The following is a 23,281-nucleotide window of genomic DNA, read 5'->3' on the forward strand; positions in this document are numbered from 1 at the left end:
CCTAGCAGAGTCATCCAGCAGTGCTGAGAACTCGTGGCGCAACCACAAGTGGCCACAAGTATCGACACGCCGGAAAACTAGACACGCCACACATTAATTTGTGGCTAAGTACTCCACAGCCTGTGGACAGAGAGGTTTAAACCTTGAGTTTTGGCGCTTTTAAATCTTCCGGCCTGTGGATGACGGGTGCATAAAATGACAAAGGTGTAATACATCATGTTGGGGTCTTTCGCTGGCGCGTGCACTAGATGTAGTATTGAATCATCGAATACAGCAGTTTGGGTTGATGCCCGAAAACACTGGCGAGGCCGTAGCGGAAGCTGTCAGGCCCCATAGGCAGTGAGCGAGCCCCGGCGGGGCAGGAACGCTAAATTTTAAAGAATAGTTTTATGAAAAAGGGGAACTCGATCATGACCGTTACGGTTTACACCAAGCCTGCATGTGTCCAGTGCAATGCCACGTACCGCGCCTTGGATAAAAAGGGCATCACTTACCAGAGCGTGGATATCTCCACCGATCCGCAAGCGCTGGAGCACGTTCTCAGCTTGGGCTACCAGCAGGCGCCTGTTGTGATCACTGACGCTGACCACTGGTCAGGTTTCCGCCCGGACAAGATTGCCGAACTGGCTGCCGCCGTCGAAAGCGCCAGCGTAGCGTAATTGATACCGCAGGCCAGCTGCCTGTGGGATCGTCATTAGTTCCCGTGCATCACGCACACAAGTGGGGCTGGTTCACAAGAATGGCCAGTCCCACAACCGCAAGTAAGTAGTTGGAAAGCGAAAGCCATGTCAGCGATTGCAGCAGAAGCCGCAGTAGCTCAGATAACTTCTCGAACCACCAGCAGCCGGCTGATTTATTTTTCTTCGGCCTCCGACAACACTCACCGTTTCATTGTGAAATTGGGGGTGGAAGCGGCCCGGCTGCCGATATATACCCACGAAGAAACCCTCCTGGCACAAGAGCCATTTGTCTTGGTCCTACCCACCTATGGCGGGGAGAACCGGCTGGGGGCAGTACCAAAGCAAGTCATCAAGTTCCTCAACGTGGAACAAAACCGGATGTTGATCCGCGGCGTCATTGGCGCGGGAAACACCAACTTCGGCGAAACGTATTGCCTCGCCGGTGACATCGTCGCCGAGAAGTGCAAAGTACAGCATTTATACCGTTTTGAACTCATGGGAACGTCTGCGGACGTCGATCGGGTTCGTGAAGGATTGGAAGAATTTTGGACACGATTGTCTCAGACCAAGAAGTTGCAGTGAAGGCATCGAAGGAGATGCCCGCAGCATGGGAGGGCATGGGCTACCACGAGCTGAACGCCATGCTCAACCTGTACAACTCCAAGGGTGAAATCCAGTTCGACGCGGACAAGGCCGCCGCCCGGCAGTACTTCCTGCAGCACGTGAACAACAACACCGTGTTCTTCCATGACCTGGAAGAAAAGCTGGAATACCTGGTGAAGAACGAGTACTACGAGCGCGAGACGCTGGATCAGTACACGATGAACTTCACCCGTGAGCTGTTCCAGCGCGCGTACAAGAAGAAGTTCCGCTTTGAAACCTTCTTGGGCGCGTTCAAGTTCTACACCTCTTACACGCTGAAGACGTTCGACGGAAACCGCTTCCTTGAGCGCTACGAAGACCGTGTGTGCATGGTTGCACTGCACCTGGCCCGCGGTAACGAAGAGCTAGCCAACAGCATCGTCGATGAAATCATCGACGGCCGCTTCCAGCCGGCAACCCCCACCTTCCTGAACGCTGGCAAGGCACAGCGCGGCGAGCTGGTCTCCTGCTTCCTGCTGCGTATCGAAGACAACATGGAGTCCATTGGCCGCTCCATCAACTCCGCACTGCAGCTGTCCAAGCGCGGTGGCGGCGTGGCGTTTGCGCTGACCAACATCCGCGAAGTGGGTGCACCCATCAAGCAGATCGAGAACCAGTCCTCCGGCGTCATCCCCGTGATGAAGCTCCTCGAAGACAGCTTCTCCTACGCCAACCAGCTCGGCGCACGTCAGGGTGCAGGAGCCGTGTACCTGCACGCCCACCACCCCGACATCAACCGCTTCCTGGACACCAAGCGCGAGAACGCCGATGAGAAGGTCCGCATCAAGACCCTCTCCCTGGGCGTTGTCATCCCCGACATCACCTTTGATTTGGCCAAGCGCGACGAGGACATGTACCTGTTCTCGCCGTACGACGTCGAAAAGGTTTACGGCGTGCCGTTCTCCGACATCTCGGTCACCGAGAAGTACTACGAAATGGTGGACGACGCCCGGATCAAGAAGACCAAGATCAAGGCCCGCGAGTTCTTCCAGACCCTCGCCGAGATCCAGTTCGAATCCGGTTACCCGTACATCATGTTTGAAGACACGGTGAACCGCGAGAACCCCATCGAGGGCAAGATCATCATGAGCAACCTGTGCTCGGAGATCCTGCAGGTTTCAGCGCCTACAACGTACAACGACGACCTCTCCTACGCCGAGACCGGCAAGGACATCTCCTGCAACCTAGGCTCATTGAACATTGCCAAGGCCATGGATTCCCCCGACTTTGGTGCCACGATCGAAACGGCCATCCGCACCTTGACCGCTGTCTCGGACATGTCAAACATCACCAGCGTTCCCTCCATCGCCAAGGGTAACCGCCAGTCGCGCGCTATTGGCTTGGGCCAGATGAACCTGCACGGCTACCTTGCCCGTGAGCGCGTCCACTACGGATCCGAAGAGGGTCTGGACTTCACTAACATCTACTTCTACACGGTTGTGTACCACTGCATCCGTGCATCGAACCTGTTGGCGATTGAGAACGACTCCACGTTCATCAACTTCGAGAACTCGAAGTACGCTTCGGGTGAATTCTTCGACAAGTACACGGACCAGGAATGGCTGCCGCAGACCGCCCGGGTTGCCGAGTTGTTTGAGGGCATGCACATTCCTACCCAGGACGATTGGCGTGCGCTGAAGGCTTCCGTCATGGAGCACGGCATCTACAACCAGAATCTGCAGGCTGTCCCGCCCACCGGTTCCATCAGCTACATCAACAACTCGACCTCCTCGATCCACCCGATCGCCTCCATGATTGAGATTCGCAAGGAAGGCAAGCTGGGTCGCGTCTACTACCCCGCCCCCTACCTGACGAACGACAACATCGAGTACTACAAGGATGCGTACGAGATCGGCTTCGAGAAGATCATCGACACCTACGCCGCTGCCACGCAGCACGTGGACCAGGGCCTGTCCCTGACGTTGTTCTTCAAGGACACCGCCACCACGCGCGACATCAACAAGGCTCAGATCTACGCCTGGCGCAAGGGCATCAAGACCATCTACTACATCCGTCTCCGCCAGCTCGCGCTGGAAGGGACCGAGGTGGAGGGTTGCGTCTCCTGCGCTTTGTAGTAGGAATTGTATCAAGTTAGTCACTAGTTTTTAGGTTAGTTTGTGCATAACTGAAGAGCACGACGGCGGGTGAGTCCCCGCCGTCGTGTCTTTGGCTTAAGATTGTTTTGGCCCTTCGTGGCTACCAAAGATTTATACAAGGGAGAGAAGCACCCATGACACCGGACAAGCTGAAGTTGGCGAGCCACGTAAAGGCCATCAACTGGAACCGCATTGAGGACGATAAGGACGTTGAAGTCTGGAACCGCCTGTGCAACAACTTTTGGCTGCCGGAGAAGGTGCCGCTGTCCAACGACGTCCAGTCCTGGGCTACCCTGACGCCGGAAGAACAGCTGCTCACCATGCGCGTGTTCACCGGCCTGACCCTGTTGGACACCCTGCAGGGCACCGTGGGTGCCGTGTCGCTGATCCCTGACGCCATCACCCAGCATGAGGAAGCCGTCTACACGAACATTGCGTTCATGGAATCGGTGCACGCCAAGAGCTACTCCTCGATCTTCTCCACGCTGGCCTCCACGAAGGAAATTGACGAGGCTTTCCGCTGGTCGGTAGAAAACGTGAACCTGCAGAAGAAGGCTCAGATCATTGAGTCCTACTACTACGGTGACGATCCGCTCAAGCGCAAGATTGCCTCCACCTTGCTGGAGTCCTTCCTGTTCTACTCGGGCTTCTACCTGCCCATGTACTGGTCCTCACGCGCCAAGCTGACAAACACCGCTGACTTGATCCGTTTGATCATTCGCGATGAGGCCGTGCATGGCTACTACATTGGCTACAAGTACCAGAAGGGCTTGGAGCAGGTTTCAGACGAGCGCCGCGAAGAGCTCAAGGCCTGGACCTTCGAGCTCATGTTTGAACTCTACGAAAACGAAGTTCAGTACACGCACGACCTCTACGACTCCGTTGGCCTGGCCGAGGACGTCAAGAAGTTCCTGCACTACAACGCCAACAAGGCGCTCATGAACTTGGGCTACGAGGCCATGTTCCCGGCCGCGGTCACCGACGTGAACCCGGCCATCCTCTCGGCCCTGTCGCCGAACGCGGACGAGAACCACGACTTCTTCTCCGGGTCAGGTTCCTCCTACGTCATCGGCAAGGCAGTCAACACCGAAGACGACGACTGGGACTTCTAAGACTTCTCTTTAGAGGACCCAGCTAAATACCTGATCACGCCCCTGATCCGCGAGTTTTCGCAGATCAGGGGCGTTTTTCGTGCTCCCAGTCGAAAGACAGAGGAGAACAGAGATGAACAGGAATACCCACCCGAAGTCGCACGGGGATGGCACGCGCGCACCTTCCATGCGGAAGGAAGGCGAGGTAGCGACCGGAATTTGCGGTTGCTGCACCGTCGAAGCCGTGCCACTTCGTGCCACCAACGATCGAATCAACCCCCGGAGATCCGCGGAATCATGCGGATCTAGGAGAGGTGTGAGGTCGAGTGGCACGAAGTGGCACGACGGTCCGCCAGCGTCCGTTCGAGTCCAGGGGAGGGCATCATGAGTAACAGCAAACGCGAGAATTGGGGGAGCCTGCGCAAGCTCCCGTCTGGTCGATGGCAAGCTCGCTACCCGGGACTCGACGGAACGACCTACACCGCCAGAACCGATCAAGACCGGCCGCTCACCTTCCTGACCAAAACGGATGCTCGAACCTGGCTTGCCGGGGTGCAGTCGAAGATGGCACGGGGCCTTTGGGAGCCACCGGAGGAGACCGCAGCGCGGCTGCAAGCTGAGCTGGAGGTCCAACAGGCGCAGTCCTTGGGCTTCGAAGAGTACTCCACGCGTTGGCTTGAAATGATCCGTACCGAACCAAATCGCAGCGGTAAGAAGCGCGCCGTTGGTACCGTGCGCTCGTATAAAGGCAAGGTCACCGGTTATCTCATTCCAGAGTTCGGAAGCACGCCAGTGCGCGAGATCGACGCTGCCCGCATCAAGGTGATGACGGACCGGCTGGACCACATCCCCGCGCCGCTCAACCCAAACTCGAAGTTCAACGGCATTACGAGACCGGTGCTCATCGTGCTCATGATGATCCTCCGGCAGGCCGCACGAGACGGCATCATCCCGGCGGCACCGAACGTATCGGTACCGCGGCAAGAGTCGGTGAGGCACGACGCAGACCACGACGCGGGTGAAGACGTTGCGAATCCCATACAGGTTGAAGCACTGTACGAGGCGGTTCCAGATCAGTGGGCTATTGCGGTGCTGCTTGCGGCATGGTGCCAGCTGCGCCGAGGTGAGTGCCTCGGTCTGCAGCGTCGTGACATCGAGTGGCACGACGACGGAAGCGCCACACTGCATGTGCGGCGTCAGCTCAACGCCAACACCGGTGGCTACACCGACCTGAAGAGTGAAGCTGGCAGGCGATCCCTCAGCATTCCGAAGCTCATGATCGGTCGACTGCAGCAGCACTTGGAAGACTACGTTTCGTCCGACGCGAAGGCGCCTGTGCTTCCCGCCGACAGCCGGGGGAGCATCCCGCTGTCGAACACCCGGTGGGGATACATCTGGGCCGACGTGCGAGATGGAGTCGCGGGGCTGCCTCATCGCTTCAGATTTCACGATTTGAGGCACACGGGGCTGACGATCTTCGCGCAAGAGGGGGCGACGCTCGCGGAGCTGATGCGCCGGGGCGGCCACGCTGACATCCACATCGTGCTGCGCTACCAGCACGCCACGATGAACCGAGACCGAGAGTTGGCCGACCGCATGAGTGACCGTGTCCGCTCGAGTATCGCCCGAGCGAAGAAAGAAGGTGATGGGGGAGAGGAGACCTAACCGGACAGCCGCGGACACCTGTGGAGTGACACTCATTCGCTTACAGGGAGGTAACACCATGATTGCTCGCACTCCATCCGATGCACACGACTCCGCGTTGGTTCCATTGGCGGTCGCGGCCGAGAATCTGGGAGTTTCGGTCAAGACCATCAGACGTCGAATCGCTGACGGCACCGTCCGCGGGTATCGGGTCGGGCGCCTCATTCGCGTTGACCTCGACGAGCTTCGACGGAGTCTGGTGGTAGAGATGCCAACGGCGAGGTAGCAGCTACAGCACCCAACTCTTGGGTGAGACCGCATACGGCGCCCCCGCTCGGATCACACTCCGCGCGGGGGCGTTCGTTTCTCCCTCAACCATGCGCACGATGTCGGATCCATTGGTAATGACACAGGCGTGACCACTTTGCAGCAGCAGGTTGGTCCCCGTGCTGGCGGCGCTCGTTATAGGCCCGGGGACTGCGCCGACGAGGCGGCCGAGCTGCGCAGCCTCGGTGGCCGTGTGCAACGAACCTGACCGGGATCCTGCTTCAACGATGATCGTCGCGCTCGACAAAGCGGCGAGGATGCGCGATCGGTCGATAAACCGCTGGCGAGTCGGCGCGACCGACGGTGGTACCTCGGACAGCAGCAGCCCTTCGCGCGCAATACGGTCGATGAGATCAGCGTGGCCCGCGGGGTATGGGCGATCAACCCCAGAAGCGAGCACTGCGATCGTGTTCATATCGCGGAGGAAGGCGGCGCGGTGCACGGAGGCCTCGATCCCGTACGCCGCGCCTGCGACCAGCGTTCTGCCGCTCTGAGCGAGGCCTTCGCAGAGTTCGTCGGTGACATGCGCGCCGTATGCGGTGGCGGCGCGGGCGCCCGTGACGGTGATGCGCTGCGGGAGCGGCTCAGCGAGCAACTCCGTGCGCCCCTTTGCCCAGAGCGCGTATGGGGCACGAGCGCCGAGATCGTTGAGTGACGTTGGCCAGTCGGGGTCGCTGGGAATGATCACACGGAACTTACTGGCCTCAACTATTCGCTCGGCAAGGCGATCCGGGGTGGCAGCTGAAAGGAGCCGATCGCGCCACACCGCAGCCTCAACGCGATCCATGCCCGGGACCGTGCCGTCCCCTTCTGCGATTGAGATCAGCTCTGCTGCGCCCACCTCGGTGAGTAGTTTTCCCGTGGCGACGTCAGCGGGGGTGCCGATAATAGATAGCAATACGCGGGCGGAGCGATCGTCCGTGGCAAGATCGGTGAGCGCGGGCATGGTGGCCTCCTTCGAGAGTGACTTCTTCTAGAAGGTGCGCCTCATCTGACCCTTTCGCATCTGCAAAAGCGGGCGTACATTGGAAGGTGAAGCACGTCCACAAGTAATAGGCCCTTCGGGGTGGCCCTCACGGGAACTCGATCATATGTCGCCTCCTCTTCGGAGAAGTATGTATATCGGGAGGCCCGCCATGATTCGCTCAATCTGGATCTTGAGTATCTACGTTCGCTCGTTCATGCAGCACTGCATGCCGACCAACATCCTCATCGCTTTCATTCGGCGGCGTCGTGGGCTGAAGTGGGGTGTGCCAGCGATGTTGCTTGCCGTGCCCTACGCGCTGGCTGCCGTGTGGTGTTTAGACCTGATCGATCACGGCCAGCCGGGGTGGCTACACCTCGTGAGCATGATCTGTATCTGGAACGCAATAAAGTTCATCGTCATGGGCCCGGTCAGCGTGCTGCTGTTGTTGCGGTGGAAGCATTTTGAGGCAGTCGCCCGCAGAGAGGTAGCCATGCACGAGTCACCGGCTGAGTCCAACACTGTGCTCAGCCGGTGACGGCGATTAGTTGGGCACTTCTCCCGTGTGCTCGTCGATACTCGCGTAAAAGGCATCTTCGGCGGCTTCGCGTACTTGAACCTGGTCGACGACGAATTGCACGAAGTCTGCATCGCGGTCAGTGATGACCTGTTCGACGTTTTCGACCGTGTGATTCTCACCGGGCCAGATTGTCAGCCGTGTGGGCCGGTCTCGATCGAGACGGGTGCCACTCGCAGCCACCCAGTCACGGAGCCGCTGCCGCGCGTCAGCGAAGTCTCGATGCCAGCCCAGTGGGGCAGAGCCGTCTTGGTTCGCGTCATAGGCGCAGAGCCAATGCAGATGGAGCGCAGACAGCTCCCAGAGCAGCTCGGAGTGCCGGTGCCAGAGGGGCGGAATTACTGATGCCGGGAGCCCGTACTCCACTCGGAGCCAGTCCACCCAGCGATTGAGTTCAAGCAGCTCTTGTTCGAGATCGTGCGAGGTGAGCAGGTTCCAGTTGACTGGATGCGGCGGTTCAGCCACCAGATTGCCATCGCCCCACTGGCCGTGAACGCGGTCATCGCTTTCATCAAGGTTCTCCTGAGTGTTCATGAGTCGATCCCCATTCGTGCGTTAGAGGCCGAGCACCGGTGGGCTGAATACTGATCGTTGTGCGGGGGATTCAAACGCTCGATTCTGCTCCCGGGCGGGAGCGTCTTGACCTGCAACTTTGCGAGGTGAGCGATCCACGTCGTACCGGGTGCGAACGACATCATGACCGATGCGCTTCGCCACGAACTCTTCCCCCTCAACGGGCTGTCCATCTCGTTCGAAGCTCACCGGCTGTTGGTAACCCTCGGCGATGAAGTTGTCGCCTTTCGTGAACCGTTCATTTGCCAGTTCCGCTGAGCGCCCAAACATGACGAGATGATGGAAGCTCGTCTCGAGCTGCGTGAAGCTGCCGTCCTCTTCGCGACGAAAATGCTCCTGCCCAAAGCGGAAATAGAGACGCTGGTTTCCGTTTGCCGAGGTCGTCAGCTTGGGGTCGGTGGCGACAAAGCCTGAGACGGATTCTTGCGTGTGGATCGACATTTTCTCTTCCTGTCTGCTCGGGTGACCGGCATTGTTCGGTCACTGCAACAGGAAGGTGCGCGTGGATTCCCGCGCGTATCGTTACGTCGCGGGGCGTTCCAGCAATGCCTCAACCGCCGTGCGATCGGCTTTGAGCTGCGGGCTGTCGGTCCGCTTCGGCCACGGATGCAGGTCAGTAACGATCGGCGGTGCCGATCGCAGCAGGATGACCCCGGTGCCAAATGGCAGGGTGCGGATGAGGTCGGGCGGCAAAATCGGGACGCGCCGAATGGAACGTTGGTTCGAGCGCGAACCATAGTCTCCCAGCGTGATCGAGTCGGTGAACTCGTCCCGTTCTCCGATCAGGGTGGAGAGGTCTTGGAGGTCACGCGAGTTGGATGCGCCGCCCAGAATGATCTTGGCGATGCTGGCATCCCAGATCGCGGCTGCTTGATTCTCGGACCACTTGTCTCGCGCTTGGGCGAGTGACTGGAGCACGGGCATGGTGGTGATCCCTGTGCCGCCGCCCTCTGCCATGAGCGTCGGGAGGGAGGGGAGCGGCGCGAGATTTCCAATCTCATCGAGGGCGAGTAGTAGCGGCGGATCAAGCCGGGCGCCCGGTGAGCGTGCTGCCATGCGGCGGGCGGTCTCGACGAGGTCTTCAACGAATGCCGCAACGAGAGCCGAGCTGTTCCCGGCACCCGCCCCGGTTGCCAGCAAATAGAGCGTACCGTGACTGCGAATGAACGTCTCGGGGTCGAAGTGCTCACCGTCCGACGGGCTGACGGCATCGAGCACCCGCGGATCTGCCAGTGCCGAGAGCGCGAGAGAAACACCCTGCCAGATGCTGTCACGCGTGCGCGGGTGAGCATCGAGCATCGCCTCCAGCGACTCCGCCCAACCCGTTGCCGCGCGTGACGACCCGATCAGGATAGCGACCGCTTCTGCCGCCGCAGAGGGATCGAGCGTCCACCGGAAGAGTTCTGTCGGGCTTCGGTGGTCGAGGGCTGCAGCGTGCAGAAGCGCCTGCAACGCAATGCGCGTCTTTCCTTCCCAAAACCCTCCGCCTTCGACGCCACCTGAAGACAACTCGGTGGCCGCGGCAAGGCCGGTTGCTCGGATCATCGCGGTGAGCGGATCCTCGCACCCGCGTATAGGCGACCAGCGCAGCCCAGCAGGGATGCCTACGGCAAGGCGTTGTGGATCGAAGACGGCAACCGGCCCGAACCGCTCACGTGCCCTGAGCGTTGCGGTGAGATTGTCGGGCCTCGTCGACGTCGTTACGACGGCTCCGGGTGCATCAAGGATTGCCGGGATGACGATGTGCAGACCTTTGCCCGAGCGCGGTGGCCCGATCAGCAGGATTGAGTCTTCGACGCTGGCCCAAATCTGCTTGCCGTGTGAACGGCCAAGCAGATAACCCACGTCCTCGGGAGTAGGCCGCTCCAGCGAAGGACGAAGCGTGGCAGCCCGGTGCAGGAGAGACTTCGCGGACGCATTGGCTGCAACCTCGTGGCTCGTGGCAGTGCCAGCGAGCTTGTGCGGATCGGCATCCGCAGCGCGCGAGTGGCGACGCCACTTCATCCAAACCCAGCCGATTAACCCGCCGAGTCCGAGAAGCAACGTCATTGCCACCGCCCAGTAGATGATCGCGTTCAGCGCGGGCGCTTGGAGTGCGGCAGCCGGGTCCAACGGGTTAAAGAGAACGTTGACACCACCTGCAATGCCGACAGCTGGTTGCTCTGCCCCAGTCAGGAAAACAGCGATTGATCCTGCTGCTCGCAGAACCACGGCGACACCAAACACAGCGACCAGCACAATCATCAAGGCGTTGGTCAGCTCATCACCGAGACCACGACCCTGCGAGTGTGGAGTACTCATGACGGTAGTTGCTCTGAGATAATCACGCCCGACACGCGTCCGATAAGCATGATCTCTGAGCGGTGATCCGCCAGCTGGCTTAGGTCGACGAGCCCACGAGCAATACCGCCGGCAGACCCTTCGGTGCTGGACACTGCTAGTGCAACGGTGACGTCTTCGCCTGGAATGAAACCGGACCCGGTGATCTCGAACAGCTGATGCGTCGGACGGTGCCGCGCTCGCCGCATCGCACTGGGCGGGGCAGCGTCTGCCGTGTCGTGCCCACTTCGCACCGCATGGACGATGTCGGTGAACACCGAGCCGTCGAACTCCTGCACTTCAACTCGGACGGTGCGCGTCCGGCCCAAGGTGAGCGCATCGAGTAGATCCCCAAACCGCGCTCTGCTCCAAGGGGAGCCTGGCGTCGGAGGTGGGAAGTTCCGCCCGGCGTAGCTGACGTACATGGCGCCGTGCGCATGGACTTTGACGACGGCGAGCGGAAGGTCGACGTGTGATTCAGGCAGTGTTTCGACGTGGCTGTTGCGATTGCTCATGTCTATAGGTGTTCAGGGACAACCGAAGAATTCGCTGTTCTCCGACACCAGGGGTATTCGAGATGATTTCGAGGAAGTTAAGTATGCAACAGTCACTCCAAATACGAGCCGTTGAAGCTATTCGTCAGTCGTCTTTTTGCCGTCGCCACAGCTTGGACAAGGCGGGTAATCTCCCTCATCGCCAACCCAATGACATTCAGGGCAGTATGCAGGCATTTTGACTCCTTTGTCTCGGTACCTTGTAGCTGAAGTCTACTTGAAGCAGGAGATGGGTAAGATCGTCTCTATTGGTTGAATTTAGAAGGAGCAGCTATGGGCCGCACAGAGGGTGCAAGTAACCGAACCCCGCGTGAGATTAAGAAGGATGGCTTGTTCAAGCTTTCACTCTCGAAGAAGAATGCCACGATCAAAAAGCTCCGCTCTGAAAATGCTGCACTTCGGAAGTCTCGAAAAGCCAAGTAGCGACGAAAGTCGAGTTCATGGTCCCTTGGCGCTGTGCTGCACCGCCAAATAGTGAATGACCCAGTGCGCTAGTATCAAAGAATGCAGGTATGTAGCCAGTGTGGGTTTACCGGACACAATAGCCGCACTTGCGGTGGTGCTAATTGGGACTGCCCGAATTGTGGCAAGCCGACTGCAAACATGAATGATGCTGCTGAGCGTCACGACAGCAGTTATTGTTCGCCTTTTACTTCACCGAGCTGCTGGGGCGAAGCTTAAACTCATCAATTGCCAGTCATACGACTGGTGGTATCGAAGAGTTCCAACTCCTCTGGGTGTAGCTGGTGCTGGCAGACGAACGAGCGATCTTTGATCCGCCAAAGCCCCTGGCCCACGCCGAGCCCCGGCAGCAACTTCTGCTCGGTACCGGTCAGTCCGAGTGCTCTCGCAGTTGCTCCAAGCTGATCCGACTCCTGCCGGTAGATAATCCGCGTTTCGGCGTTCGCGAGCAGGCTGTTGGCGAGGGCGCGCATTGCGGATCCTCGATCTCCGACGTTCTCCAGGTCGGTCAGCTTATGGAAAATGAGCATGTTCGCGATCCCGTAGTGTCGCGCCAGCCGCCAGTGAGCATCCATGCGTCGCAGCAACGCCGGATGCGACATGAGACGCCATGCCTCATCGTAGATACACCAGCGCTGGCCACCGTTCGGGTCGAGGAGCGCGGACTCCATCCACGCCGACGAGCACGTCATGAGCACCGACATCAACGTCGAGTTTTCCGTTACTCGGGACAGGTCGAGCGAGATCATCGGCAGTGTCGGATCGAACGTGACTGTTGACGGGCCATCGAAGAGCCCGGCGAGGTCACCCGAGACCAACCGCCGCAGCGCATGCCCGACGACACGTCCGTCCTCGGCGAGACGCCCATCGAGATCCGCTTCCGGCGTCGGCGCAAGGATGTGATCGACGACCATCGGAAGGATCGGTACGTCGTTGCTACGCACGACCTCAGTTAGTGCCGTATCGATCGAAGTGTGTTCCAGCGGAGTGAGTGGTCTCGTCAGAACTGTCTCCGCGAGTGCGCCGATGAGATCGCGCCGTCGTGCTGAAACTGTGGATGCCCAGCTCTCCTCATTCATTCCTGCAGGCCGATAGCCCTCATCGAGAGGGTTCAGTCGGGCAGAGAGTCCATGACCGAGCACTATTGCTTTGCCGCCGACGGCTTCGGCTACTGCAGTGTGCTCACCCTTCGGGTCGCCAGGTACGTAGACACGACGGCCGAACGGGAGGGACCGGGTATAGAGGCTTTTTGCCAAGCTGGATTTTCCGGATCCAACGATCCCTGCGAGCACGAGGTTCGGGGCAGTGATCAGGCCGCGCGCATAGAGCACCCACGGGTCGTAGACGAAAGACCCGCCGGAGTACAGATCCTGGCCAACAAAAACACCATCAGGCCCGAGGCCTCCCTCAGCTAGGAATGGGTACGCGCCAGCGAGGGTTGCCGAGGTGTCTTGATGTCGCGGCAGGCGGAGCTTTCCAGGAGATCGCAGCTGGGCAGGGCCGGGCTCTCCGGCAGCAGGGAGATATGTGGTCGCCCGGCGTTCTGCCAGTTCGGCCGCGTATTTTGCGCGGGCCGCCTGACGCTCCGATTGCTGTTGCTCAGCCTGCAACTTCGCAGCAGCCTGAGTGCGCTGCTTACGCACGCGCCGCTTCTCTGACGCCGGAGCGACGAGGACCGAGGTGTGCAGGCGCTCGGAATCATCGCGGCTCATAGCCCTAGACCCCGCTGCTGCTTAATCGCCGTGATGCTGGCAGGCTCAAACCATGACGTTCGCTGTTGCTCACGGGTTCGGCTCGATGCCGACGGAGCGCCAAGGGTCCGGTTACCATCGGGTAGTTGGTCAGCTGGCGCAACACCATGAAGCCGGTACAAGGCGACTTGCTCGAAGCTGTGGCTGTAAGCGAGATGATAATCGCCGTCTCGTACTTCCCGCTCAAGCGGCCCGCTTGGTGGAATGTCGTAGACGTACCCGTTCTCCATGGCCGCGCTGGTGGTCTCGTCACCGAAGTCCCAGGACTTCAGATGGCTGAGCCCAGCGAGAGCACCATCGGCGTCGATCATGTTGAGAACTTCGTCTGCATCTTGGCCTTGCAAGAAGACGACACTAATCCATCGAGAAACCGGCTGTGGATCGGCGCCTGGAGCTTCGTGCCAAGCAACACGACTCGCGGCTGCTGCAGCTGCGTCCAGTCGCTCCTCTGCCTGGTCGATCAGGGTCGCGGCCTGGTGGAGTTCGTCGGCGGCGGAAAGTGCGTCCTTCGATCCTGTGGCGTGGTCACCGTGGTCATCAAACGCGCGAGGACGATTCTCGACATGGGCGGTAGCGAGTTGATCAAGCACCTGCTTGAGTGATCGCACGCCTGACAGTAGGTCGCCGAGTACGCTGTACAGATCCTGCGGGTTCTCGAATGAACGTGTGGCGTGCGCGAGCCCGCGCAACGCTTCGGATGCTTCCCCGGCATCAGCGCCGGGATCGTAAAACGTGGGCATGTCCGCCTCCTGCATATGATCGAACGCTTCATCTGTAGGGAGGTGCGCTGCACATTCCCGCAGGTGGGCGCGGTGATCAGGGATGTTGGAAGAGCAAGCTTGGGTACGTCATAATGTCGCTCCTGCCTGCCGAGGCGCCCGCGCAACGAAAAGCCGCAGAATGATGCGCGGTTCTGCGGGTCATAGAATGCTCCCAGCCCTTCCTTGCAGCAGTTTTCATCTGCAGGAAGGGCTGGAAGTGGCTTCCGATTAGGTTGCCTTTAACATTGTGTGGGTCGACGCACTTGCGATTGTCTGGAGGGTCCCCCCTCCAACTTCGGGTTCTGGAACCTTGGGACCTGAAACTCAGTATATGAACTGAGGCTCCTTTTCGTAAAGGATGCGGTCAAAGTCCGCGGCCCCCCATTCGAATGCGCTTAGGTTGAGGTCCTCGCGCTCGTGATCGGCCAGGCAGCGGCGAAGGAACCGTTTCGCGTACTTGGTGTCTGTGCTCCCAGGGAGCGCAACCTCCTGCTTGATGAGTTCCAGCAGCCAAGGTTGTGCCAAGAGCTGGAAACGCTCATCTGGCGTCAGGAATTTACACTCAAGAACTGCAAGCACGAAGTATTCTTGGGACGCTTGGCTTCTTACGCTCGTCGCGGGTATAAAATCTTTCGATAGCAACCGCGTACTGAGACGCTGAGTAAAGTCCAGCAATGCGGATCTGGTTGAGGGAGAAACTCTTTCACTGGGCAAGAAATACTTGAGGGAAGACAGCAGTAAGAACAAGAGCGCTTGGTTGGACTTCGGCGTCCTAAGTGAGTCAAGTTCCGTTTCAAGTTTCTTAAGTATTCCTCCTGCGATCTCTTCGTTGGACGCAAGTGGGGTTAGCCTGAATTAGTGGACACCCGAGTTAGCGGGATTATTGATCCTGCTGAGAGGATGTCAGTGATGTCAGAGAAGAAAAGTCAACGTCGTAGCTTTACGGATGATTACAAGAGGGAAGCTGCCGGCCTGGTTATTGATACCGGACGGCCTGTTGCCAAGGTTGCCGGCGAGCTGCATATCGGCGAGCAAACCTTGGGTCGATGGGTTCGGGCGGAGAAAGACCGCCGTGGCCTCACTGGTGAGTCGACAGGGGCTCTCGGGGAGGACGAGCGGACTGAGTTGGTGCGCCTGCGCAGGGAAGTGTTTGAGCTGCGTGAGGACAACCGTTTCCTGGGAAAAGCCGCGTCCTTCTTCGCGTCGAAGCATCATCGTCCGAACGGTTCGAGTTGATGCACGCGGAGAAGGACAACTTCTCAATCCTACGGATGGCCAGAGTGCTGAAGGTCTCCGCTTCCGGCTACCACAACTGGCGCCAGCGCTACCTGGTCGGGCCCAGCCCGCGGGCTATTGCCCGACGGGAACGCGACAAGCATGTCGCCACGGTCTTCGAGGAGTCCCAACAGACCTACGGGGCACCACGCGTGGCGGCTCAGCTGGCACGCGAAGGAGCGCCCGCGAATCCAAAGACGGTTGCTGACTCCATGCGTCGGCAGGGCATTGAAGGGATCAGCCCGAGGATGCTCCGGCCGGTCACCACGATCCCGGGCACCAACACCCATCACCTGCCGGATCTGGTCAGCCGCAGATGGGATCGGGGACGGTTGGATGCTGTGTGGATTTCCGATATCACCTACCTGAAGACTCGGGAAGGCTGGTTGTACTTGTGTGCTGTCCGGGACGGCTGTTCTCGGCGTGTGTTGGGATGGGCGATGGATTCGGTGCAGAACACCGACCTGGTTGAACGGGCGTTACGCATGGCCCACACGCTCCGTGGCGAGCTGCCTGCAGACGTCGTATTTCACGCGGATCGCGGAGCGCAGTTCACTTCGACACAGCTCTGGGAAGCCTCAAAAGAATTAGGGATCCTGCAATCTGTCGGACGCACGGGAGTGTGCTGGGATAACGCAATGCAGGAGTCTTTCTGGTCCACGTTGAAAACCGAATTCTATGACCGGAAGACCTGGCTGACCCGGGCCGAGGCGAAGACCGCAGTCGCGTGCTGGATCGAAGAGTTCTACAACCGTCAACGCCTTCACTCGAAGCTTGGAATGGTGCCACCGGTCGAGCATGAACAGAGCCTACGCGCTCAAAAAGAGCCGGCCGCAATGAAAGAAGAAGCACTCACGCAAGCCGCGTGATGCAGAACACGTGTCCACAACTTGCGGGGAACCCCACAAGATCGAGGTCGCAGGCTGATGCGAGGGAGAGAAAGTGGCAGATCTCTATCTCTGTCCCGGACGCTTCAATGAGTCGCGTGATTGCTTTTGAAATCGCAAAGTGGAGTCGCTCCGTTGACTCGTAGTGCAGGAGTCGACGGTCCGCGTCAGACACCCCGGTGAAGCTGTCGGTTATGTTCCAGTAGTAGCGAAGCGTGCGAACAACCTTGATCGCGGAGGTCGATGAGGGGTGGGAGAGATACTGATGCAGCATTCCGTGAACGTATCCCCAGGTGTAGCGCGCGAGTTCTCGCGCGCTCTGTAGGTCGGAGCACTTTCGGGTCCGCTTCTTTACGAACCTCTTGACTTCCCTTTCGACTAAAGAGAGGGAGGATCCTGCAGCCGCGGCGTCATTATCAGCGTCGAGCAGCAGCGATTTTAGTTGTACCCCAACTTCTCGGGCGTCAAAGCGAGGTAGTCGGCTCTTCCGTGGCAGCGACTGTTTGAGGAATGCCTTTAAATTCGCTTTCTTCAACGAGATTTCTGTAGTGAACGGTGTTACATAATCCTTGGTCTTCGTAGCGTTCAGAGCGAAGCTATGATCTGACAGTACTGACTCCAGTACACGCGACACGGCTTCCAACGTGCTTTTGCTGTTTGAGTAGACGAAGTAATCATCGACATACCGCAGGAACTCATAGCTCTTGCGGTCTATATTCGCCGCGCTAACGCGATCCTCAATTTCAAGATCAATCTTTTGAAAGATGATCTCGGCGAATATGCGAGAGGCTTCTGGACCAACGCAAATACCGTGGGTCTCACCCCAGTTAGAGTTCTGCATAACTTTATCGAAGGCTCTACCAAGATCGAGTTTATGAAAGTCTGGAGACTTTCCAAGGTGGGATTTGCTATGCAGGTCTGTCCCCGTGCTCCACGCGAAGGAATGCGTATAAATGCTTGCGAAGCAGTTCGATACATCGAGACGACGCAAATATGTCCAACGTGCTTCTAAAGCATGCCATCGAGGAGAATCATAGAATTGGCCGATAAATGCGTATTTCTCATAGGCAAAGAATGAGTTGTAGGTGTTTAGCTTCCGGCCAGATGTCTCTACGTAGCGGTTCGGTTCGCTGGGGCCGACGACTGTGCCGGATCCCAGCATCCTCCCGTGTTGGTTTATACGGGAAGGGTGCCTGAGTGAAGATTTTGCCAGACTGCCGTAGTAGAGCAACGAGTCTTTATAATTCGCGTAAATGTACGCAACAGCGATCTGGGACCCAAGAGACAAGAGGTCAAGATTTCGATTTCGCAGCTGATCTCTGCGAACAACAAAACGTGCAGGGGCGTGCCAAGCCCCCGACACCGTCGCCGCCTGGACGTTGGCCATCCGGGGTGCTTCAGCGGATGCATGCGCGGGTAGTTTGTTACTTTTGTCGCCGCCAATTAGCGCAAGGAGGAGGATATCCTTTCGGCTCTTCGCGAGTACCTTGATGCGTCTCTTGTTTACGTCGAGTGCGTGTACCTCGAGCCAGTCGTACAGCCAATGGGTACTCGCTTCAAATGGAAGCTCGAAGGGTAGACACTCTGTGATCAAAGCCCGGAGCCTAGTCACTTCGCTACGTGCAAGTTCCAAAGCAGTCTCGCCACCTCTCGACGTGTCTTTTCGTCCGAATGCGGGATCGCGTTGCTCCCAAGGACGGTCTTTTGTGTTAGCTGTACTTGGTTAAGTTGGGAGAGCTCACGGAACTTATAGACGTCGCGCTGGCAGCAGTAGCACTTCGGATGTGAAGGAGGGCCGCACTGCGCAACCCAATCGAGGCCTTTCTGCAGCTGCGCCGAAGCAGCCCGTAGAAATCCGTCCAATCGCGGCGCTTTGAGTTCCTCTTGATGTATGAAACGAGAACTATAGGCGAGTCCCGTCACGATCCTCAAAGAATCCCCGTCTGCAACTGTCGCTTTGGGCTCGAAGAGATAACTGACACTTTCCAGTAGCAAATCGATTCCTCTTCGGTCAGCTCCACATGTCACCTTTGCAAAATGCTCAGCTAGATTCTTAAATCCCGATTTATAGCGTTCCAGCTTCTTCTTCGAGAGGTCCACCGAGGATAGTTGACCGGTATTGTTGTCGAATTCGAACCCATAACCTAGGTAGTCAAATCCGCTGGGTCTCCCCGCGGGGTAATAATGTGTATTTGATTTGCTGCCGCTCTTAGTGAGACCTATACGGTTAAGGCCGTGGTCGACAAGCAACTCAACCTTGGCTGCATCGTGACCTTGACAGACAACAATGATGTCGTCAACGTACCTTCCATAGAAGACCACAGACGAATGCCGTTTGAGCCTGTGGTCTAGATTTTCGAGATAAATCTCTGAGAGCACTGACGAAGACGGCACACCCTGGGGCAGACCAACTCGTTTCCCCGTAATTCGGGAATATGCATCCAGTATTGATTCAACGTGTCTGAGAGCAAACCGGGGTACGCCAGCGTGGGAGCGTAGTTTCTTGAGCAGGACTTCGTGATCGATAGATCCGAAGAAATCTGTAATATCTAACAGGATTACTGACCTATGCGCCGTACTCTTTGCGCCGCGGACAGTGATCCTGAGTGTGTTCAAAAAGCTTCTTATAAGTTGATCTCTGCCGTGCAGTTTCACCTGAAAGGTTCGCGTAAGTAGCAAAGCTACATAGCGATCAAACAGCGTTGTAATGCGTCGACGGCTCTCGAAGCGCATCAACAGTCGACCGTCCTCAGACCGAGTGCGATGGTACAGCCGTAGTTGATCGGGTTGATCAACAATGTAGTTTCGTAGCTCTAGTGCAAGCGACTCGAAGCCCTCTTCTTCGTGATTGCGTTTCTGAACTAAGGCGTCGTGTAGATGGGCGTTCAGCGTTTTGCGTTCCTCTTCGTCTTTCTCGGCGAAGAGGGCCTCACGTAGGTTTGTGATCTCGTTATTGAGTGCTGAAGTGAGGACTGCGTGCTCTGGGAGCAAGTTTTTCCGACGTTGAGCCTTGAAGGCGATGAGCTTTACATCTCGAGCAGTCGGTAGGAGGTCCTTCATTGATCCCCCTCGATTCAACTCCCATGGTTACAACCAAGCGCAAGAACGGAGACTCTATGTTGATTCATTGAATAGGAATTTTCGCGCGCTAGTCCCCACCATATCTGAGTGCTGCGGTCGATTGGAAGGCACGCTAATTCGCGTGGGGAAAACATCTCGTGAGGGTGGGCATAGATGGTGATTCAGATCAGACCCGACATGCTCAGACTGTAAGTAGTTGCGCGGTTATAAGTTCCGACAAAGTGGTAACGCCGCGGCGGTGAACGCCTGAGCCTGCTGGCCGACGAGGAGTCGCGTCTCGCAGGATGCTTGAATGGCCGCTTGCTCGATCGCGGCGACGGCGGCGTCGAGTTCGTCTGCGGTTCGCGCTGAGACCGAGATGAGCCCGGTGTAGCGCAGGACACCGTGCCCAGCGGTGAGATCGGCTTCCTGCTGGAGAACGTCCTGAAACTCCGCGGTTTGCGAGGCATCCTCGATCTGGCCGATGCGCTGGCGCTGGGCTGCGTCGGAAATGTATTCCGTCTTCTTCTTTCGGATGTCGCGTGCAGCCTGGTCAGAGCGCATCGGAGTGCTTCGGGTGGAGTTATTGGTGTCGATGTTGAGGGTTTGCTCTGGTCGCTGCCTCCTGGCGGCGAGTGGGAAAAGGGTGAACGTGTGACTGGTCAAGTACAAGCACTTGGCGTCACGAGCGATGATCACCCCGTCTTCGTCGATGACCGAGGCATAGTCGAGATCACCCCACAGGGAGCTCAGGTTCTCAGTCCCTTGGTTCGATAGCCAGCTCATGTCCGAATCGAACAACCCATTGAAGAAGCCGATACTTTTTATTGCCCTGGCGCTGATTGCCGCTGCGGTTGTTGCCAGTGCAAGCTTTGCAGTGATCACGTCACTGTTTCCCGTTCATTAGCCCGAGACATGACCAGGAAGCGCTCTGTTCTTAAACCAAATCCTTTCGAAAGGATCACATGCCCGACAATCCACTCACTCCTGACTCGCGAAGCTATCCCTCCCGAAGATCACTCCGTCTTGCCGCTGATGCAGCGGAGTCCGCGCGGGACGTGCAAATGAAATCGTCTGAGCCACCCCCTTCAGAGGAAGTAAATTTTGAAGCTCCAATCGGTAGCCTGGTCAAGCGTGCAGCTGGGCGGTCACGATTTCGCAAGTTGCTCGTTGTCACGTCCGCGACTATGGCAGCGGGAGCGCTAGCAATTTCTAGCATCACACCCGCCCTTGACATACCCGGCAACGAGCCAACGGCTGCCGGCGCAGTTACGACGAACCAGTTACTCTCACTTGATGGTATACCGTTCGAATCGGCGGACGCCACGTTTGACGCTATCAATACAGTTGAAGCGACAAGTGCACCGTTAAGCGCTCCTAATGAACAAGGATTGATCGATCCAAACTCACTGGAAAACTCAAAAGTGCGCTACCCATTTGACCAAGAAATTCGTCTGACCGATCCATTCGGATACCGGACCGCTCCAGTCGAACAATTTCACGATGCACAGGACATGGCTGCGCCGCACGGCACTCCAATTCGTGCGATAGCGTCCGGCATCGTCCTAGAAGCAGGATTTGCCAATGACGGTTGTGGCTTTAGCCTAAAACTGCAGCATCTTGTCGACGATCAGACACTCACAAGTCGGTACTGTCATATGGCCAACAACTCCCACAGCTATCAAGTCGGAGACACCATAAAAATCGGTGATCTGGCTGGGCAGGTGGGCAACACCGGCATGTCGTTCGGACCGCACCTGCACTTGGCCCTTCGTCTGAACGGTGAAGCTATCGACCCCATGCCCTACTTGGCTAAAATGGCCAAAAGCTGACTTATATTTTCCTCAGTGTTCACGGTGGAAGCGGCATCGTAGTTCTGACCGAACTAACTGGCCCGATTTCGGCGGCACCCACCGGTGATAACGGGTCCGAGCTCGCATTCTATTACGACCTTGCCGACCGGCTCGCGGTTCCCACCTACTTTCGCTGACCCATACTCGGCTTGGCAGCGTGGTATGAATGAGCATTTCAATGGGCGGTTGCGTCGGTATCTCCCCAAGGGAACCAGTTTTGGGGACCTCACCAGGATGAGTTGGATGAGTTCGTGGCCGAGGTCAATAACCGTCCCCGATGAGTTTTTGGTTGGGCGACTCCTGCGGAGGTGTTCAACGAGTTAGCCTGGGATCCCATCCCCACACCCTGATGTTGCACTTCAAACTAGAACGTGGGAAAGTGCAAAGTACTGCTCCCTGCTTAGTAAGCATGGCGTGAAAACCGAAATTGAACGAGAAGGAGCGAGTGGTTCACATGGTCGCAACGAAGGGCAAGATTTCACTCGTCGGGTCCGTTTCGCTCGGCACCGGAGTGATGATCGGGGCGGGAATCTTTGCGCTCGTCGGGCAGGTCGCGGGCTTCGCCGGAGACTGGTTTCCGCTCGCGTTTCTGCTCGGCGCGATTGTCGCCGGTGTCAGCGCCTACTCGTACACGCGATATTCAAGCGTGAATCCCTCTGCGGGTGGTATTGCGATGCTACTGAAAGATGCGTACGGACCGGGGGTCGCTGCGGGATCGTTTACCCTGTTCATGTACGTCTCAATGGTGGTCGCGGAAAGTCTCCTCGCCCGCACCTTCGGAACTTACCTGCTGCGCCCATTTGGCCTACAAGACTCTGCAATTCTCGTCCCCCTCCTGGGCGTGCTTGCGATCGTGGCAGCAGCCATCGTGAACTTGCTCGGTAATAAGCTCGTTGAAGGATCCGCGACCACGACTGCGATCATCAAGATCGTGGGCATCGCACTGCTCGCTATAGCGGGACTCGTCGGTGCTGTCGCATCAGGATCCGGACTCTTCGCCCAAAGCTCAGGCGAGGCCCCCGATATCGTCGGACTGCTCGCCGGAACGGTCCTGTGTGTGCTCGCCTACAAAGGGTTCACCACCATAACCAACCAAGGTGACGACATTCAGGACGCGAAAAAGAACATTGCGCGCTCGATCGTCATTTCCCTGGCGGTCTGCACGGTCCTCTACATGCTGATCACCGTCTCGGTAGAGTCCAGTATTGGGGCCGCAGGCGCGGTAAAAGCGCGTGATTATGCGTTGGCTGCGGCAGCCGAACCGCTCTTTGGCTCGTGGGGTATCGGAATCACGGTGGCGATCGCCGTTGTCGCCACACTGTCCGGGCTGCTGGCCAGTCTGTATTCGGTATCACGCCTCTACGGAATGCTCCAAGACATGCGCCAGACGCCGTCACTGCCTGCGCGCGTCCCGCAACAGCCGCTGATCATCACGGCTGGGCTCGCGATTATCGTCACAGCCTTCCTGGACCTCACTCAGATCGCATCGATGGGAGCGTTCCTCTACCTCGCAATGGACATCGCGGTGCAATGGGGCGTGATTCGGCACCTCCGGACAAAAATCAAGGCAAAGCCGTGGGCACCGCTTCTCACAATATTGCTCAACTTCTCGATTCTGATTCCCTTCACGATTCTTAAAGTGCAAAGCGATCTTCAAACCGTAATTGTCACTGCAGCGGTTGCGACAGCCGTTATCGTCGGCCAGGTGATCGTTATGCGGGTGAGAGCAAAAGAGGAGACGAATTAGAGCCGGGAGTCCTAACTC

The 23,281-nt window shown here is 57.9% G+C and carries 21 protein-coding genes and 2 pseudogenes; 12 read left to right on the plus strand and 11 right to left on the minus strand.

Annotated elements, in window-relative coordinates:
• The first annotated feature begins 410 nt into the window (after positions 1-410).
• The 6 genes from nrdH (at position 411) to AB0O97_RS02885 (ending at position 6,439) form a co-directional block, all read left to right on the plus strand.
• Positions 411-659 (plus strand): glutaredoxin-like protein NrdH, encoded by a 249-nt coding sequence (gene nrdH / locus AB0O97_RS02860; protein WP_363840449.1) that lies wholly within the window; start codon positions 411-413, stop codon positions 657-659.
• A 126-nt stretch (positions 660-785) separates the two neighbouring features.
• Complete coding sequence (gene nrdI / locus AB0O97_RS02865; protein WP_363839983.1) at positions 786-1,262, plus strand: class Ib ribonucleoside-diphosphate reductase assembly flavoprotein NrdI; 477 nt, start codon at positions 786-788, stop codon at positions 1,260-1,262.
• A 14-nt stretch (positions 1,263-1,276) separates the two neighbouring features.
• Positions 1,277-3,397: a class 1b ribonucleoside-diphosphate reductase subunit alpha gene (nrdE, locus tag AB0O97_RS02870; RefSeq protein WP_363880126.1), complete on the plus strand. Its 2,121-nt coding sequence runs from the start codon at positions 1,277-1,279 to the stop codon at positions 3,395-3,397.
• Positions 3,398-3,552: 155 nt separating this feature from the next.
• The gene (gene nrdF, locus AB0O97_RS02875; RefSeq protein WP_363839981.1) at positions 3,553-4,530 is read left to right on the plus strand and encodes a class 1b ribonucleoside-diphosphate reductase subunit beta; all 978 of its coding nucleotides are present in this window, start codon (positions 3,553-3,555) and stop codon (positions 4,528-4,530) included.
• A gap of 363 nt (positions 4,531-4,893) precedes the next feature.
• The gene (locus AB0O97_RS02880) at positions 4,894-6,174 is read left to right on the plus strand and encodes a site-specific integrase (protein WP_363879714.1); all 1,281 of its coding nucleotides are present in this window, start codon (positions 4,894-4,896) and stop codon (positions 6,172-6,174) included.
• Positions 6,175-6,232: 58 nt separating this feature from the next.
• Complete coding sequence (locus AB0O97_RS02885; protein ID WP_363879717.1) at positions 6,233-6,439, plus strand: excisionase family DNA-binding protein; 207 nt, start codon at positions 6,233-6,235, stop codon at positions 6,437-6,439.
• Positions 6,440-6,442: 3 nt separating this feature from the next.
• Here the strand turns inward: AB0O97_RS02885 and dprA are convergent, their stop codons facing one another.
• On the minus strand, positions 6,443-7,378 hold the full coding sequence (dprA, locus tag AB0O97_RS02890; RefSeq protein WP_363879720.1) for a DNA-processing protein DprA: 936 nt from the start codon (positions 7,376-7,378) through the stop codon (positions 6,443-6,445).
• A 238-nt stretch (positions 7,379-7,616) separates the two neighbouring features.
• Here dprA and AB0O97_RS02895 point away from each other — a divergent pair, with 238 nt between their 5' ends.
• Positions 7,617-7,982: a sulfate permease gene (locus tag AB0O97_RS02895; protein WP_363879723.1), complete on the plus strand. Its 366-nt coding sequence runs from the start codon at positions 7,617-7,619 to the stop codon at positions 7,980-7,982.
• 6 nt (positions 7,983-7,988) lie between these two features.
• On the opposite strand, the gene AB0O97_RS02900 is transcribed toward AB0O97_RS02895, so the two are convergent.
• The 7 genes from AB0O97_RS02900 to AB0O97_RS02930 all read right to left on the minus strand — a co-directional run bounded on the left by AB0O97_RS02900 (position 7,989) and on the right by AB0O97_RS02930 (position 15,020).
• Entirely contained in the window at positions 7,989-8,555 is a 567-nt protein-coding gene (locus AB0O97_RS02900; RefSeq protein WP_363879726.1) for a hypothetical protein, read from the minus strand.
• 21 nt (positions 8,556-8,576) lie between these two features.
• Positions 8,577-9,035 (minus strand): single-stranded DNA-binding protein, encoded by a 459-nt coding sequence (locus tag AB0O97_RS02905; protein ID WP_017792518.1) that lies wholly within the window; start codon positions 9,033-9,035, stop codon positions 8,577-8,579.
• A gap of 81 nt (positions 9,036-9,116) precedes the next feature.
• A complete protein-coding gene (locus AB0O97_RS02910; protein WP_363879729.1) occupies positions 9,117-10,895 on the minus strand; it encodes a TraM recognition domain-containing protein in 1,779 nt (592 codons plus the stop codon).
• Positions 10,892-11,428 (minus strand): hypothetical protein, encoded by a 537-nt coding sequence (locus AB0O97_RS02915; RefSeq protein WP_363879732.1) that lies wholly within the window; start codon positions 11,426-11,428, stop codon positions 10,892-10,894. Before AB0O97_RS02915 ends, AB0O97_RS02910 begins: the two co-directional genes overlap by 4 nt.
• Positions 11,429-12,153: 725 nt before the next feature.
• Entirely contained in the window at positions 12,154-13,641 is a 1,488-nt protein-coding gene (locus AB0O97_RS02920; RefSeq protein WP_363879735.1) for an ATP-binding protein, read from the minus strand.
• Positions 13,638-14,420 carry a hypothetical protein gene (locus AB0O97_RS02925; protein WP_363879738.1) on the minus strand — a complete coding sequence of 261 codons (783 nt, stop codon included), beginning with the start codon at positions 14,418-14,420 and terminating at the stop codon, positions 13,638-13,640. Before AB0O97_RS02925 ends, AB0O97_RS02920 begins: the two co-directional genes overlap by 4 nt.
• Positions 14,421-14,765: 345 nt before the next feature.
• The gene (locus AB0O97_RS02930) at positions 14,766-15,020 is read right to left on the minus strand and encodes a hypothetical protein (protein ID WP_363879741.1); all 255 of its coding nucleotides are present in this window, start codon (positions 15,018-15,020) and stop codon (positions 14,766-14,768) included.
• A 330-nt stretch (positions 15,021-15,350) separates the two neighbouring features.
• On the opposite strand from AB0O97_RS02930, the gene AB0O97_RS02935 reads away from it, so the two are divergent.
• A protein-coding gene (locus tag AB0O97_RS02935; protein ID WP_363879744.1) for an IS3 family transposase occupies positions 15,351-16,585 on the plus strand; the annotation gives its coding sequence in 2 pieces (ribosomal slippage) (positions 15,351-15,630 and positions 15,630-16,585; 1,236 coding nt in all).
• On the opposite strand, the gene AB0O97_RS02940 is transcribed toward AB0O97_RS02935, so the two are convergent.
• From AB0O97_RS02940 to AB0O97_RS02950, 3 genes and pseudogenes are all read right to left on the minus strand, one after another.
• Positions 16,569-18,197 carry an RNA-directed DNA polymerase gene (locus AB0O97_RS02940; RefSeq protein ID WP_363879747.1) on the minus strand — a complete coding sequence of 543 codons (1,629 nt, stop codon included), beginning with the start codon at positions 18,195-18,197 and terminating at the stop codon, positions 16,569-16,571. The genes AB0O97_RS02935 and AB0O97_RS02940 overlap by 17 nt on opposite strands.
• Positions 18,198-18,211: 14 nt before the next feature.
• Positions 18,212-19,663, minus strand: coding sequence for a reverse transcriptase domain-containing protein (locus tag AB0O97_RS02945; RefSeq protein ID WP_363879750.1), 1,452 nt, complete (start codon positions 19,661-19,663; stop codon positions 18,212-18,214).
• A gap of 225 nt (positions 19,664-19,888) precedes the next feature.
• Positions 19,889-20,233: pseudogene (locus AB0O97_RS02950) on the minus strand (SCO6880 family protein); the annotation flags it as partial.
• A 214-nt stretch (positions 20,234-20,447) separates the two neighbouring features.
• Here AB0O97_RS02950 and AB0O97_RS02955 point away from each other — a divergent pair.
• From AB0O97_RS02955 to AB0O97_RS02970, 4 genes and pseudogenes are all read left to right on the plus strand, one after another.
• Positions 20,448-20,570, plus strand: coding sequence for a hypothetical protein (locus AB0O97_RS02955; RefSeq protein ID WP_363879752.1), 123 nt, complete (start codon positions 20,448-20,450; stop codon positions 20,568-20,570).
• Between the two features lie 157 nt (positions 20,571-20,727).
• On the plus strand, positions 20,728-21,495 hold the full coding sequence (locus AB0O97_RS02960; RefSeq protein ID WP_363879755.1) for a M23 family metallopeptidase: 768 nt from the start codon (positions 20,728-20,730) through the stop codon (positions 21,493-21,495).
• Positions 21,496-21,641: 146 nt separating this feature from the next.
• Positions 21,642-21,794, plus strand: a pseudogene (locus tag AB0O97_RS02965) (IS30 family transposase); the annotation flags it as partial.
• Between the two features lie 176 nt (positions 21,795-21,970).
• Positions 21,971-23,263 carry an APC family permease gene (locus AB0O97_RS02970; protein WP_363517881.1) on the plus strand — a complete coding sequence of 431 codons (1,293 nt, stop codon included), beginning with the start codon at positions 21,971-21,973 and terminating at the stop codon, positions 23,261-23,263.
• The last annotated feature ends 18 nt before the right edge of the window (positions 23,264-23,281 follow it).

Origin of the sequence: Specibacter sp. NPDC078692, from assembly GCF_040686835.1 — a bacterium.
In the GTDB taxonomy this organism is placed as follows: Bacteria; Actinomycetota; Actinomycetes; order Actinomycetales; family Micrococcaceae; genus Specibacter.